Origin of the sequence: Streptomyces flavalbus (assembly GCF_042674625.1) — a bacterium.
Classification (GTDB): Bacteria; Actinomycetota; Actinomycetes; order Streptomycetales; family Streptomycetaceae; genus Streptomyces; species Streptomyces flavalbus.
This window is the reverse complement of record NZ_JBHTEB010000001.1, coordinates 627,838-642,386: the sequence shown is the minus strand read 5'-3', so window position 1 is coordinate 642,386 and position 14,549 is coordinate 627,838. Positions and strand designations below refer to the sequence as shown.

Genomic DNA, 14,549 nt, shown 5'->3' with positions numbered 1-14,549 from the left:
GGTGAGGGGTGCGTGTGGCTGAGGGCCGTATGCGGCTGAGGGATGCGTGCGTCTGAGGGCCGTATGCGTCTGAGGGCCGCGTGCGTCTGGGCGGCGCCTGTGTCTGGGCGGCGCCTGCGTCGGAGAGGCGCCGCTCAGGTTCCCGCGCGGGCGATGAGCACTGCCACGTCGTCGTGGTTGTCGGGGTGGTGCAGGGTGCGCAGCAGCAGGTCGCAGACGTCGTCTAGGGCGCGGGTGGGGTCGGACAGCAGCCCCAGCAGGGTGTCGAGCCGTTCGTCGAGGGAGTGGCAGCGGGTCTCCACCAGACCGTCGGTGTAGAGCACCAGCTCGTCGCCGGGCGCGAAGTCGAACGCGGTCGTGCCGAACGGGACGCCCCCGACGCCGAGCGGCGCCCCGGTCGGCAGGTCGAGCAGCTCCGGCGCGTGTCCGGGCCGGACCAGGGCGGGCGGCAGGTGCCCGGCGTTGGCGATGCGGAGCTGCCGCAGCGCGGGGTCGTGGACGGCGTAGAGGCAGGTGGCGATGGAGTGGTCGAGGTCGGAGGTGATGCGGTCCAGGTGCTCCAGGAGCCGGGCCGGGTCGAGGTTGAGGGAGGCCAGCGTGTTGGTGGCGGTGCGCAGCCGCCCCATGGTCGCGGCGGCGCCGATGCCGCTGCCCATCACGTCGCCCACGACCAGCGCGGTCCGGCCGCCGTCCAGCTCGATCACGTCGAACCAGTCGCCGCCGACCTCGGTGGTGGCCCCGGCGGGCTGGTAGCGCGAGGCGACCTCCAGGCCGCCCACGACCGGCGGATGGCTGGGCAGCAGGCTGCGCTGGAGGGTCAGGGCGGTGTCGCGGGCGTTCTGGTACCAGCGGGCGTTGTCGATCTGCACCGCCGCGCGGGACGCCAGCTCCCGGGCGAGCAGCACGTCGTCGCGGCTGAACGGCAGCGGGTTGCGGGTGCGGGTCAGGTCCAGGGCGCCCAGCACCTCGCCGCGGGCGATCAGCGGGACGGCGAGGTAGGAGTGCACGCCCGCCCGCGCGAGCAGCTCGGCCGCCTCGGGGGAGTGGGCGATGCGGGCGAGGTCCTCGGCGCCCACCCGGGCCACCAGGACCGGCTCCCCGGTGCGCACGCACTCGGTGACCAGCCGGTCGGCGTCGTAGCGGGCGATCTGGCCGGGCGGGTCGGCCGCGCCCAGCACCTCCGAGGCGTGGTCGGCGTGGATCGCCATGGCCCGGAACACCGCCCCCTCGGCCGGGCCGAGGCTGCTGCTACGGCCCTCCAGCACCGCGTCCAGCAGGTCCACGGCGGCCACGTCCGCCAGCTCCGGCACCGCCACGCTGGCCAGTTCGGCCGCGGTGCGCTCCAGGTCCAGGGTGGTGCCGATGCGGGCGGAGGCGTCCGCGACGAGGGCGAGACGGCGCCGCGCGGCCTCCGCCTCCACGCTCGCCCGGTGCTGCTCGGTGACGTCCACCACCGACACCGCGACGCCCAGCACGGTGCCGTAGGCGTCCTCCAGGCGGTACAGGGAGGTCTGCCAGGCGTGGTCGTGGTCGGGGTCGGCGGGGGTGCGCCCGGCCACGGGCTGGTCGACGAGCGGGCGGCCGGTGTCGAGGACCTCGCGGGCCGCGTCCTCCAGCGGACCGGTGTCCAGCAGCGGCAGCACCTCGTGGACCCGGCGGCCGGTGTGCTCCTCGGCCGGGAGGCCGTTGATCCGCTCCAGCGCCGGGTTGACCGACACGAACCGCAGACCGGTGTCGAGCAGGGCCAGCCCGATCGGCGACTGGGACACCATCCCGGTGGACAGCGCCACGTCCCGGTCAAGGCGCCGTACGGTCTCCTGGTCGGCGGCGAGCATCAGGGCGTAGATCTCGCCCCGGTCGTCCAGCAGCCGCATGTTGCGGAACTCCACCAACCGGGTGGAGCCGTCCTTGTGCCGGACGGGGAACGCCCCGGCCCAGCCCTGGCCGGTGGACATGACGTCGGCGAAGAGCTTGGTGACCAGATCCCGGTGCTGCTCGTGCACCATCAGCCGGGCGGCGTAGCGGCCGAGCGCCTCCCGCGCGGGGTAGCCGAAGAGGTCGTCGGCCTGCGGGCTCCACAGCACGATGCGGCCCTTGGCGTCCAGGACCACCGAGGCCATGCCCAGCACGTCGAGCAGCCCACTAGGCCGCGCGGGCTGCTCGACGTGCGGTCCGTTCGCCTGCGCGGGCTGCTCGACGTGCGGTCCGTTCGCCTGCGCGGGCTGCTCGACGTGCGGTCCGTTCGCCTGCGCGGGCTGCTCGACGTGCCGCCCGTTCGGCCGCGCGGGCCCGTGGACCGGCCCGTCGTTCCCGGCCACTGGTGGCCCGGCTGAACCCATTCCACGCACCGCCCTTGTCCGTCCGCCCCGGCACGCCGGGCGCCGTGTCGCTTTCTGCCAGTTGTATCGCGCTCAACGAGCTCTTTCAGGCCACTTCCGCTCACTTCCACCATCCCTCAACACGGCGGTGTCCGTCGGGATATGTCCGGGGGAGGGGTGACGCCGCCGCGGCGCGCGGGTGTCACCGAACGGACCGTTTCCGTTCCCCGGTTGGTCTGTACATGACTAAGAACTCGGGCCAGACTGACGGCCGACCGCCTCCCGCCCCCACCCAAGGAGCCGATCCGCCATGCCCCCGCGCGCCCGGAAACGTTGTCATCCGGCCCTGACCGGCCTCGTCGCCCTGGCGGCCACCGCCGCCGTCCTGTCCGCCGCCCCGCCCGCCACGGCCGCCGACACCTGGACCGAGGTCGGCTCCGACCGGGCCGACCCGCTCACCGAGAGCCAGGGCCTCACCTCCGTGGAGGTCCCGGCCGGGAGCCCCAACCGCTACACCGGCATCGGCACCATCCCCGTAGGGGTGAGCGTCCGGGGCTGGAACCACGTGGGCGACCCCGACGCCTCCTACGACGGCCACTACGTCGAGCCGTACCAGCGGGACTCCGGCACCACCAAGATGTTCCGGGTGCAGGCGCCCGGCGGCGGCTGGTCGGAGTACGTCCACACGCTCGGCGCCGGTGAGGCGCTGAACAACTCCTGGGTGGCGATCGCGCCCGAGGGCCAGTGGATGCTGGCGGGGGAGTGGGGCACGATGACCCGGCTCCAGGTCTTCCCCACCCCGGGCGTCAACCCGGCCACCTCGCCCTCCGCCGACCTGCCGCAGGTGTCCTCCGTCCGCCTCGACCGGCCCGTGCGCGACGTCCAGGGCTGCGACTTCTCCGGGCCCACCACCCTGCTGTGCTCCTCCGACGACCCCGCGGGCGACCTCTTCGGCATCACCAAGCCGCTGCTCCAGATCGACCTGTCCGCCGCGCCGGGCACCGCCGACGTGACCGGACGCGTCACCGCGCTGCGCCAGCTCCCGCTGCGCAGCGGCTGCTCCGGCGGCTTCGAGACGGAGGGCGTCGACTACGACCGCCGTACCGGCACCCTGCGGGTGATCGTGATGTCGCCGGGGTTCTGCCTGCTGACCGACAGCAAGACCTACCGGTTCACCCGGGGCTGACGCGCGGAGCTGTACATCCCGGAATGTGGTGGTTTTCTGGGAGTGCGGCACGGTGCGGAGTGCGTGCGGTGCCGCCGGGAACCCGTGCGGTACCGCGGCACGGCCACGAGAGGAGCGTTCACGATGGACCAGATGGACACGCGCGACACCACGGGCGGCGGGCGACCGCACCACCCCGAGTCCGTCTCCGTCGAGATCAGCGGATGCAGCAAGGAGGACGCCCGGATCGTCTTCGACACCCTCTGCGCCTGCTTCGCCTCCGACCGGTGCGACGACGACGTGCCGCGGGAGTGGTCCGAGACCCGCCCCACCGTCTGGCTGGGCACCTTCGACGTCTCCGACCCGCACGAGGGCGCCCGCCCGGCCCGGCTGCACGCCTCCGTGGACGCCGACGCGCACGGCGGCTACTGGGCGATCGACCGCTTCCGCACCACCCTCGACTCCCTGTTCCGGGTGCAGGACCTCAGCACCGCCTCCGGCGACCAGGAGCGCGAACTGCACGTACGCCTGGAGAGTGGCTGACGGCACAGGGGTCCCGTTGTGCAACTAGTTGCATAAACCGTGCGCGGTCCTCTACAACTACGGAGGTACGACACCGCGCACGGAGGGCCCCATGAGCCGTTACCCGCACCTGCTGAGCCCGCTCGACCTGGGCTTCACCACCCTGCCCAACCGCGTGCTCATGGGCTCCATGCACGTCGGCCTGGAGGAGGCCGAGCGCGGCTTCGAGCGGATGGCGGAGTTCTACGCCGCCCGGGCCCGCGGCGGCGTCGGCCTCATCGTCACCGGCGGCATCGCCCCCAACGACGAGGGGCGCCCCTACGAGGGCGGCGCCAAGCTCACCACCGAGGCGGAGGCCGACCAGCACCGCACCGTCACCGACGCCGTGCACGCCGCGGGTGGCCGGATCGCGCTGCAGATCCTGCACTTCGGCCGCTACGCCTACCACGCCGACCTGGTCGCCCCGAGCCCCCTCAAGGCCCCGATCAGCCCGCACACCCCGCGCGCCCTCACCGACGCCGAGGTCGAGCGGACCATCGACGACTACGCCCGCGCCGCCCGCCTCGCCCGCCGCGCCGGGTACGACGGCGTGGAGATCATGGGCTCCGAGGGCTACCTCATCAACGAGTTCACCGCCGCCCCGACCAACCAGCGCACCGACCGCTGGGGCGGCTCGTACGAGAACCGGACGCGCTTCCCCGTCGAGATCGTCCGCCGGGTGCGCGAGGCCGTCGGCGAGGACTTCATCGTCGTCTACCGGCTGTCGATGCTCGACCTCGTCCCCGGCGGCTCGACGCTGGACGAGGTGATCACCCTCGCCAAGGCCGTCGAGGCGGCCGGTGCCACGATCATCAACACCGGCATCGGCTGGCACGAGGCCCGCATCCCCACCATCGCCACCTCGGTGCCGCGCGGCGCCTACACCTGGGTCACCAGGCGGCTGATGGGCGAGGTGTCGGTGCCGCTGGTCACCACCAACCGCATCAACACCCCCGAACTCGCCGAGGAACTGCTCGCGGACGGCTGCGCGGACATGGTCTCCATGGCCCGCCCGATGCTCGCCGACCCCGACTTCGTCGCCAAGGCCGCCGCCGGGCGCCCCGAGGCCATCAACACCTGCATCGGCTGCAACCAGGCGTGCCTGGACCACACCTTCAGCGGCCAGATCACCTCCTGCCTGGTCAACCCGCGCGCCTGCCACGAGACCGAGCTGGTGCTGAGCCCCACCCGGCGGCGCAAGAAGGTCGCCGTCGTCGGCGCGGGCCCCGCGGGCCTGGCGTGCGCCGTCAGCGCCGCCGAGCGCGGCCACGAGGTCACCCTCTACGACGCCGCGGCCGAGATCGGCGGCCAGCTCAACGTCGCCCGCAAGGTCCCCGGCAAGCAGGAGTTCGACGAGACGCTGCGCTACTTCCGCCACCGGCTCGACGAGCAGGGCGTGGACGTGCGCCTGAACACCTGGGTGACCGCCGCCGACCTGACCGGCCACGACGAGGTCGTCGTCGCCACCGGCGTCACCCCCCGCGTCCCCGACATCCCCGGCGTCGACCACCCCAGCGTCCTCGGCTACCTGGACGTCCTGCGCGACGGCGCCCCCGTCGGCCACCGGGTCGCCGTCCTCGGCGCGGGCGGCATCGGCTTCGACGTCGCCGAGTACCTCACCGACAGCGGCGACAAGGCGCACGAGGACCCGGCGACGTACTTCCGGCAGTGGGGCGTCGACATGGACTACACGGCACCCGGTGGCCTCACCGCCCCCGAGCGCCCCGCCGCGCCGCGCACCGTCCACCTGCTCCAGCGCAAGACCAGCAAGGTCGGCGCGGGCCTCGGCAAGACCACCGGCTGGATCCACCGCACCGAACTCAGGCACCGCGGCGTCACCATGGTCCCGGGCGTGCGCTACGACCGCATCGACGACGCCGGACTGCACGTCACCGTCGGCGGCCAGAGCACGGTTCTGGAGGTCGACACCATCGTGCTGTGCACCGGCCAGGAACCCCGCCGCGACCTCTACGAGGAGCTGCTCGCGGCCGGGCGTAGGGCGCACCTCATCGGGGGCGCCGACGTGGCCGCCGAACTCGACGCCAAGCGGGCCGTCAAGCAGGGCACGGAGGTCGCGGCGACCCTGTGAGGGCCGTCCCTAGGATGACCCCATGTCACTCCCGCACGCGATCCTCACCGCCCTGCTCGAGAAGCCGTCCTCGGGGCTGGAGCTGACCCGCCGGTTCGACCGGTCGATCGGCTACTTCTGGTCGGCGACGCACCAGCAGATCTACCGCGAGCTGGGACGACTGGAGACCGAGGGGCTGATCCGGGCGCTGCCCGCCGAACAGCCCGCCCGCGGGCAGAAGAAGGCTTACGAGGTGCTGCCCGCGGGCCGCGCCGAACTGGCCCGCTGGACCGCCGCCCCCCAGGACCCCAAGCCGCTCCGCGACGCCCTGCTGCTGCGGCTGCGCGCCGCGGCGGTGGTCGGCACGGCGGGCATCGAGGCCGACCTGCGCCGCCATCTGGACCTGCACCAGGCGCAGTTGGCGGAGTACGAGGAGATCGAGCGGCGCGACTTCCCGCCCGGCCGGGACAGCCCCGAGGACCGGCTGCGCCACCTGGTGCTGCGCGCGGGCATCGACCTGGAGACCTTCTGGACCCGCTGGCTCAGCCGCGCCCTGGAGGACTTCGCCGAGGTGCCGGGCGACTAGGACGCGTTCACAGCCGGTACGGCTTGGAGGCGCGGCGGCGCAGGAACCAGGCCGCGGCCCCGCCGCCGACCGCCACCAGGACGCCGCCCGCCACCAGGGTGACGGTGCCGTAGTCCCGGGTGGTGCCGCCGACGCCGCCCATCACCCCGCGTGAGGGCGAGGCGGTCGCGGTGGGGGTCGGGCTGCTGGTGGGCGGCGCGGAGACGATCACCGACTGGCTGCCCGCGGTGGTGTTGTTGGAGCACATCACGATGACCGTGTACGTGCCCGGACCCACGTTGGACCAGGCGGCCGACTGGAGCGCGCTGGTCCCCGACAGGGAGACCTGGCGGCCCTGGGAGAAGTTCGCCTGGCTGCTGTTGAGCAGGGAGGCCGTGCCCCAGCTCCCGTTGACCTGGGTGCAGGTGCTGGTGGTCACCGACACCGTGGTGCCGCTGGTGCTGACCGAGATGCCGGAGACGGCGGCGGTCGGCCCGGCGGCCAGCGCGAGCGGCAGCGCGGCGGCGGCTGCCACGGTCAGGCCGGAGCGGGTGAGTGGCGTGAAGGTTCGCATGGGAGTGTCCTCCGGCGGCACGGTTGGCGGTACATCCCTTGCGCCGCCGAGATCGGGGAACGCCCGTGCTGCCTCAGGGGCAGCCAACGCGCCCGCGACCCGTCCCGCACCCGGACGGCGACCGGGCAGGTGACGCATTCCTCCGTACGGCGGCCGGGAGTTGCCGGAACCACCGGGAGGTGATCCGCGCCCGGTCAGCCCCCGGTGGTCACCGTGCGCTCCGCCGAGTAGCCGCCCCAGGTGCCGTCCGGCAGCTTGGCCCGGATCCGCACCCGGTGCGTCACCCCGTCCTCCTCCCCGGCGTAGAAGCCGTACGTCGCCTTCGCGCTCGGCGCGGTCCCGCCGAAGACGAGCGAGGTGGCCGTGCGTCCGTCCAGTTGGACCTCGTACTCGGTGATCACCCCGTCCGCGCGGGGCGGCACCCAGGTCAGCTCGATGTGCCAGGCGCCGTCCACCCGCCGGGTCGACGCGCGGAACGCGGTGGGCGCGGTGGAGCGGCCGTCGTCGGCGCCCGGCGCGGTGGTCAGCCGGACCACGGCGGACGCGGGCGAGACGTTGTCGGCCGCGTCCCGGGCCCGGACGGTGAAGGCGTACCGGGTGCCGGGCCGCAGCCCCGTCACCACGGTCGCGGTCTGCCCGCCGCCCACGCTGTGGATCTTGGTGTCGCCCTGGAAGACGTCGTACGACACCACGCCCCGGTCGTCCTTCGACGCCGTCCAGGACAGTTGGGCGGCCCGGGCTCCCGCCGCCCGGCCGGTGAGCGAGCCGGGCCGGGTGGGCGCGGAGCCGTCCGCCGTGACCGCCGCGGGCGTGGTCGCCCTGACCTCCCGGCTGCGCGGCCCGAGCCGCCCCTCGGCGTCCCGGGCGCGCACGGTGAAGACGTAGGTGGTGCCGGGGGCCAGCCGGGTGACGTCGGTCATGTGCTCGGTGGCGGGCACCTCGTCGACCTTGGTGCCGCCGCGGTACACCTCGTACCCGGCGACGCCCGGCCGCGCGCTGACGGCGTTCCACATGACGTGCACGCTGGTCGCGCTGCCCGCCTCGGCGGTCACCCCGGTGGGCGCGCCGGGCGGCCGTTCGCCCGTGTCGCCGGAGCCGCCGCCCCAGGCGCAGGAGGCGACCAGCAGCAGGGTGCCGCAGACCACGAACGGAGGAACACCAGCGTGTCGCACGACTCTGCCTCCCGGGGCGTACTGACCGGCAATGGTCCGGACCAATAGCGTGCGCTAATGACGCGACCACATCAAGAGGGCGGGGTTTCCGAGCACCCCCGGGCGTTACGTATGCTGAGACCTCTCGCGGTGCGAACTTCTCAAGAGGGCTGGGGAGTTCGCGCCCGAAGGCGCGGACCGCTGTCGTCGCTGATGCCGCGCCGACACGGGCGGCCGGGCGGCCGGAGCCTGACTCGGGCTCAGGCGCCCGGCCCCTGTGCGCGGTTCACCCGCCGGGCGTGTCGGTGACGGCGCACGCTCGTGGCGACCCGCGATCGGTGGCTTCGCGGGCGGATCGACGACAGATTGGGCCGGGTGACCGTCACTGTCCCCGGCGGAAGGTTTCCTCATCGTGCGTGTCCAGTCGCTGACGCTGGCCGCGGCAAGCGCCGCCCTCCTCGCCCCGGCGGCGCTGCCCGCCCCCGTCGACACGGCCCACCGTCCGCGCCGGGCCCCGGTCGTCGGGGACGCGGTGGTCCAGGGCGCGGTGGTCCGGGACGCGGGCGGGGTCGGTGCGGCGGAGCTGCTGGCCCGGTTGCGCCACTGCGACCAGATCTCCCACGGCCGGTACCGCACCGACGCCGGTGCGCCCAGGACCGTTCCCGTCTGCGGCACCCCGGACGCCGTGTTCTGGAAGGCGGACCTGGACATCGACTGCGACGGCGCCCCCGGACGCCGCTGCAACAGCCGCACCGACCCGTACTTCTCCGACACCACCGCCTTCGCCGGGTCCAACGGCCGCCCGCTGGACGCCGAACGCCTGCCGTACGTGGTCGTGCCGGTGCCCAGCGAGACGTGGGACTACCGGGCCCACGGCGTGCGCGGCGGCTCCGTCGCGGCCGTCGTCTACCGCGACCGGGTGCGCTACGCGGTCGTCGGCGACACCGGGCCGCGGGACATCATCGGGGAGGCGTCGTACGCCGCCGCCCGCGCCCTCGGCATCCGCCCCGACCCGCACGGCGGCGGCACGGGCTCCGGTGTCACGTACATCGTCTTCAAGGACTCCCGTGTCTCACCCATCGACGACGAGGAGGCGGCGGTGCGGGAGGGGGAGCGCCTCGCCCGCGCGTTCGTAGGGGCGCGGGCGGCTGCCGTCAGCGGCGGCTGAGGCGCGGTCAGTCGGCCGACCCCGACCCCGCACAGGCGACGGCCGAGCGGGCCGAGCCGACGGTGTCCGTCGGCTCGGCCTCAGCGCTCGCGGCGCCGGGGACTGACCTTAAGGGAGGGAGCTTCAGACCTTCCGGTAGGTGTACGCGTCCGACGCCGCCGCGGCCACCGCGTCCAGGTCCGCGCCGGTGGCCGCGGTGACCACCGCGGCGACGGCGCCCTCGACGAACGGGGCGTCGACGAGCCGGGTGCCCTCGGGCAGCTCGTCGCCCTCGGCGAGCAGGGCCTTGACCGTCAGGACGGCGCTGCCCAGGTCGGCCAGGACGGCCACCCCGGCACCGCGGTCCACGGACGCGGCAGCGGCGGCGACCAGTTCGGAACTGGTGCCCAGCCCGCCGCCCTCGGTGCCGCCCGCCACGGCCAGTGGCACCACCGCGCCGCCGCCCGACAGCCCGCGCGCCAACTCGGCGACGGACGCGGCCACCTCCGCGCTGTGCGACACGAGCACGATCCCGACCAGCTCGCCGTCACTCATCGCCGCCCCCCGCGGCCCGCTCCAGCCCGGCGACGAGCAGCGCGGCCGAGGTGGCGCCGGGGTCCTGGTGCCCGATGCTCCGCTCACCGAGGTAACTCGCCCTGCCCTTGCGGGCCTGCAACGGCGTCGTCGCCTCCGCGCCCTGCTCGGCGGCGACCCGGGCCGCCGCGAACGACTCGCCCAGCGCGTCCACCGCGGGCACCAGCGCGTCGATCATCGTCTTGTCACCCGGCGCGGCCCCACCGAGCTGCATCACGGCGTCCACGCCGGTCCGCAGCGCCTGCGCGAACTGCTCCTCGCTGACCTCGGCGGCGTCCCCGAGCGCCTTGCCCGTACGGCGCAGCAGGGTGCCGTACAACGGCCCGGACGCGCCCCCCACGGTGGAGATCAGTTGGCGCCCGGCGAGCACGAGAACGGCGCCCGGCGTGTCGGGGCCGTCCTTCTCGACCGCCGCGACGACGGCGGCGAACCCGCGTTGCAGATTGCTGCCGTGGTCGGCGTCCCCGATGGGGGAGTCGAGGGCGGTGAGCCGCTCCGCCTCACGGTCGACGGACGCGGCGGTCGCCGTCATCCAACGGCGGAAGAAATCGGCGTCGAGCACTGGATCTCCTTGCGTGATAGGTACGTTGCCCGCTCTGCCCGGCGCGTCACATGCCCCAGCGCAGGCCCGCCGTGCGCACCGGCGCGTCCCACAGCCGCAGCAGCTCCTCGTCGATCTGGCAGAGGGTGACGGAGGCGCCCGCCATGTCGAGGGAGGTGACGTAGTTCCCGACGAGCGTGCGGGCGACGGCGACGCCGCGCTCGGTGAGCACCCGCTGCACCTCGGCGTTGAAGCCGTACAGCTCAAGCAGTGGCGTGGCGCCCATGCCGTTGACGAGGACGAGCACGGGATTGCGCGGATCAAGATCCTCCAGTACCGCGTTGACGGCGAAGTCGGCGATCTCCCCGGAGGTCATCATCGGCCGCCGCTCCCGCCCCGGCTCACCGTGGATGCCGATGCCCAACTCCAGCTCGCCCGGCGGCAGATCGAAGGTCGGAGACCCCTTGGCGGGCGTGGTGCACGCGCTCAGCGCCACCCCGAAGCTCCGGGAACGCTCGTTGACCTGCCGCGCGATCGCCTCCACCCGCTCCAGCGGCTGGCCCTCCTCGGCCGCCGCGCCCGCGATCTTCTCCACGAACAGCGTCGCACCGGTGCCGCGCCGCCCGGCGGTGTAGAGGCTGTCGGTCACCGCGACGTCGTCGTTGACGAGCACCTTGGCGATCTGGATGCCCTCGTCCTCGGCCAGCTCGGCGGCCATGTCGAAGTTGAGCACGTCCCCGGTGTAGTTCTTCACGACGAACAGCACCCCGGCCCCGCTGTCCACCGCCGCGGCGGCCCGCACCATCTGGTCGGGCACCGGCGAGGTGAACACCTCACCCGGACACGCCGCCGACAGCATCCCCGGCCCCACGAACCCCCCGTGCAACGGCTCGTGCCCCGACCCCCCGCCCGACACCAGCGCGACCTTCCCGGCGACGGGCGCGTCCCGCCGCACGATCACCCGGTTCTCCACGTCCACGGTCAACTCGGGATGCGCCGCCGCCATCCCCCGCAGGGCGTCCGCGACCACTGTCTCGGGGACGTTGATGAGCATCTTCATGGGTACCTCCTGAAGAGATCGGCAGGCGTGCCTATGACCTGTATCTGCCGAGGCCAGAGCACATATGGCCAGGGGTGGATCTTGGCGGTCCGTCGCGGTCCGAGGCAACTTCTGACAGTAGTGACGCTGACCTGATGCTGAGTTCGTGGACGGCCCGTCAGGTCCGGGCGGCTGGTCGGTTGTGGGGCGAGTGCGACTCCTGTTGAGGCCAGTATCGGCCGTGCGACAGCGAAGGTCACGTCGGCCGCGGACTGGGTAGCCGGGACGGCCGCAGAGGATCGACAGCCGGAGTCTTCCGGGGGCGGCGTATTCGTCACCGGGCCGACGGCGCGCAGCCAGCGATCACGGGCCCGATGACCCACCGCAGCGCGGCGCCGTGTCGACCACATCGCGCACTGGTCGACACGGCGCCGCGGACGCCCACACCAAGCCCGCGTCAGGCCCTCACGATGCGCCACCGGTTGTCGGCGGTGCCGTTGTCCGAGTCCTGGACCGCGAACGCGCCCACAGCGGTGGAGTTGTTCGCGATGGCGAGCAGCTTGCCGCTGTGCGCGTTGCGGATCTTGTAGGTTCCGTCTCCCTGGTCGAGCAGCGTCCACCGGTGGTCCGCGGTGCCGTTGTCCGACCACTGCAGGACGGTCGCGCCGTCGGTCGTGGACATGTCCTGGACGCCGAGTACCTTGCCGCTGTGGGCGTTGCGGAAGCGGACCGCGTTTCCGTCGGTGATCATCTGCCAGTTGTGGTCCGCGGTGCCTGAGTCGTACCACTGCAGAGCGCGGCCACCGTCGGCGGTCGACATGTCCTGGATGCCCAGGACGAGACCGCTGCCCGCGTTGGCGAGACGGACGGTGCCGCCGCCGGTGTTCCAGTAGACGGTGTAGTTGTGGCCGTGCGCGTCGTGGAACGGGCCCAGGCTGACGGGCGAGCCGTTGGCGGTGGCGGTGAAGGCGAGCGAGCTGCTGCTGGTCCGGGTGATCGAGGACGTGTTCAGCGACGGGAGCGAGCTGAGCGTGGAGTCGCCGTAGTTGCCGGACAGGACCACCGGGCCGTAGGTGATCGCGGCGACGTCCGGGTTGTCGTTGGCCGCTCGCATGACGATCCGCATGGGCAGGCGGACGGTGACCGTGTCACCGGAGGTCCACGAGCGGCTCAGCGTGGCGTACGCGCCGGGCGTGGTGGTGAGGTTCTGCACCGTGCCGTTGACGCTGACAGTCGCCCCGGTGGTCCAGCCCGGGATGCGGATGCGCATTGCCCACGTTCCGCTGACGTTGCCGGTGACCTGCAAGGTCGTGGTGTCACTGTTCGGGTACGACGTGGTCTGGGTGACCGTGATGCCGCGCTCCGACCAGTTGAGCACCGAGGGTACGAACAGGTTCACGATCAGCGTGTTGTCGCTGCGGAAGTAGATGGAGTCCATCAGCCGGGTGTGCATCTCCAGGCCCGTGCCCTGGCAGCACCAGAACGTGCCGTAGTCGGTGCTCCAGGTGCCGCCGCCCCACGCCGGGCCCACACCGCGTCGGCCGCCCGGGTTGAGCGGGGTGAAGTAGGTGACGTGGCCGTGGCTGTCGGCCGGGTTCTGCTGGCCGATCATCTGGTTCAGCCACGCCCGCTCGTAGTAGTCGAACAGCTCGGCCCGGCTGGGCTCCAGCGCGAACAACTCCCGGGTCAGGCTGAGCATGTTGAAGGTGTTGCAGCTTTCGCACGTGTCCCGGCTCAGGTAGCCGGAGATGGCGTTCGGAGCGCGGAAGTGCTCTGCCTGGCTGTTGCCGCCGATGGCATAGGTGTGCGTGCCGACGCAGATGTTCCAGGCGTTGGTGGCGATGTCCCGGTAGCGGGTCGTGCCGGTGGCCTTGTACTCCCGGGCGGCCCCGATCCACTTGGGTACCTGCGTGTTGGCGTGCAGTCCGTTGAGCTGGTCCTGGTTGGCCGCCAGGGGGTCGAACACCGCGGCGTGGTCGAACCGCCGGGCGACGGTGAGCCACCGCGCGTCGCCTGTCTGCTGGTAGAGATCGGTCAGCACGGCGTTCATGCCGCCGAACTCGGTGCCCAGCATGGCCTGCATCTGCTGGCTGCTCAGGCGGCCGGTGCGCCAGTCGACCCACCCCGCCAGAGCGAGCAGCACGTCCCGGGCCTGGCTGCTGCCGATGTGGCGCCATACGTCCAGCAGGCCCGCGAGGGTCTTGTGGATGGTGTAGTACGGCACGTTGCCGTTACTCAGGGTCCGCTGCTCCAGAGCGGTGAAGTCGGACTCCGGGTAGCCGGAGAGGTAGCCGGTGTTGAAACCGGCGGCGCTGTTGTTGCCCTGGCACTTGGCCAGCTCCGTGACCATGTAGTTCGCCTTGTCCCGGCAGAGGGTGTCCCCGGTCACGGCGTACAGCTGGGCCCATGCCGTGAGGAAGTGCCCCTGGGCGTGGGTGCGGAAGGGGAAGTTCGGCGCGTCCCAACCGCCGTTGGTCGCCGCTCCGTTGGTCGACAGCCGGTGGTTGGCGCGGAAGTTGTACAGCAGGCGGTCGACATCGACGAACCGCAGGTAGTTCCGCGTACGGTTCTGGTTGTCGAGCCACCGGCTCGCGGTGAGCTGGACCTGGCCGAGTGTGAAGGGGTGCGCGGAGACCCCGATGTCGGCCCTCGCGGGTGGGACGGCCGCGTAGGCGGGGGACGCGCCGATGAAGGAGCCGGTGGCAGAGGCGGCGGCGGTGGCCCCGGCTGCTTGAAGGAGGCGCCGTCTGCTGACGGAGGAGGACATCTTGCACCCTTTCGTGACGAGAGAGGGGCCGTCGAAGCTGCCCGAGGGGTGACAGACCG

Annotated in this window: 12 protein-coding genes; 5 read left to right on the top strand and 7 right to left on the bottom strand. The window is 72.9% G+C overall.

The features are described 5' to 3' along the window. Positions 1-134: 134 nt before the first annotated feature. Positions 135-2,120 (bottom strand): SpoIIE family protein phosphatase, encoded by a 1,986-nt coding sequence (locus tag ACFQZ6_RS02810; protein ID WP_381618016.1) that lies wholly within the window; start codon positions 2,118-2,120, stop codon positions 135-137. Between the two features lie 508 nt (positions 2,121-2,628). Here ACFQZ6_RS02810 and ACFQZ6_RS02805 point away from each other — a divergent pair. From ACFQZ6_RS02805 to ACFQZ6_RS02790, 4 genes are all read left to right on the top strand, one after another. Beyond that, on the top strand, positions 2,629-3,504 hold the full coding sequence (locus ACFQZ6_RS02805) for a hypothetical protein (RefSeq protein WP_381604747.1): 876 nt from the start codon (positions 2,629-2,631) through the stop codon (positions 3,502-3,504). Positions 3,505-3,636: 132 nt separating this feature from the next. Next, positions 3,637-4,026 (top strand): hypothetical protein, encoded by a 390-nt coding sequence (locus ACFQZ6_RS02800; protein ID WP_381618013.1) that lies wholly within the window; start codon positions 3,637-3,639, stop codon positions 4,024-4,026. A 91-nt stretch (positions 4,027-4,117) separates the two neighbouring features. Continuing rightward, positions 4,118-6,133 (top strand): FAD-dependent oxidoreductase, encoded by a 2,016-nt coding sequence (locus tag ACFQZ6_RS02795; protein WP_381604746.1) that lies wholly within the window; start codon positions 4,118-4,120, stop codon positions 6,131-6,133. Positions 6,134-6,155: 22 nt separating this feature from the next. Then, the gene (locus tag ACFQZ6_RS02790; RefSeq protein ID WP_381604745.1) at positions 6,156-6,698 is read left to right on the top strand and encodes a PadR family transcriptional regulator; all 543 of its coding nucleotides are present in this window, start codon (positions 6,156-6,158) and stop codon (positions 6,696-6,698) included. 7 nt (positions 6,699-6,705) lie between these two features. Here ACFQZ6_RS02790 and ACFQZ6_RS02785 read toward each other — a convergent pair whose 3' ends face one another. Beyond that, a complete protein-coding gene (locus ACFQZ6_RS02785) occupies positions 6,706-7,251 on the bottom strand; it encodes a hypothetical protein (protein WP_381604744.1) in 546 nt (181 codons plus the stop codon). 194 nt (positions 7,252-7,445) lie between these two features. Further along, a complete protein-coding gene (locus ACFQZ6_RS02780) occupies positions 7,446-8,423 on the bottom strand; it encodes a fibronectin type III domain-containing protein (RefSeq protein ID WP_381604743.1) in 978 nt (325 codons plus the stop codon). Positions 8,424-8,814: 391 nt separating this feature from the next. Here ACFQZ6_RS02780 and ACFQZ6_RS02775 point away from each other — a divergent pair, with 391 nt between their 5' ends. Further along, positions 8,815-9,570 (top strand): glycoside hydrolase family 75 protein, encoded by a 756-nt coding sequence (locus ACFQZ6_RS02775; protein ID WP_381604742.1) that lies wholly within the window; start codon positions 8,815-8,817, stop codon positions 9,568-9,570. Positions 9,571-9,693: 123 nt separating this feature from the next. On the opposite strand, the gene ACFQZ6_RS02770 is transcribed toward ACFQZ6_RS02775, so the two are convergent. The 4 genes from ACFQZ6_RS02770 to ACFQZ6_RS02755 form a co-directional block, all read right to left on the bottom strand. Continuing rightward, positions 9,694-10,104, bottom strand: a complete 411-nt coding sequence (locus ACFQZ6_RS02770; protein ID WP_381604741.1) for a PTS-dependent dihydroxyacetone kinase phosphotransferase subunit DhaM — start codon at positions 10,102-10,104, stop codon at positions 9,694-9,696. Then, positions 10,097-10,705 (bottom strand): dihydroxyacetone kinase subunit DhaL, encoded by a 609-nt coding sequence (gene dhaL, locus ACFQZ6_RS02765; protein ID WP_381604740.1) that lies wholly within the window; start codon positions 10,703-10,705, stop codon positions 10,097-10,099. Before dhaL ends, ACFQZ6_RS02770 begins: the two co-directional genes overlap by 8 nt. Positions 10,706-10,751: 46 nt before the next feature. Further along, positions 10,752-11,744, bottom strand: coding sequence for a dihydroxyacetone kinase subunit DhaK (gene dhaK, locus ACFQZ6_RS02760; RefSeq protein ID WP_381604739.1), 993 nt, complete (start codon positions 11,742-11,744; stop codon positions 10,752-10,754). 436 nt (positions 11,745-12,180) lie between these two features. After that, positions 12,181-14,490: a beta-L-arabinofuranosidase domain-containing protein gene (locus tag ACFQZ6_RS02755; RefSeq protein WP_381604738.1), complete on the bottom strand. Its 2,310-nt coding sequence runs from the start codon at positions 14,488-14,490 to the stop codon at positions 12,181-12,183. Positions 14,491-14,549: the final 59 nt, after the last annotated feature.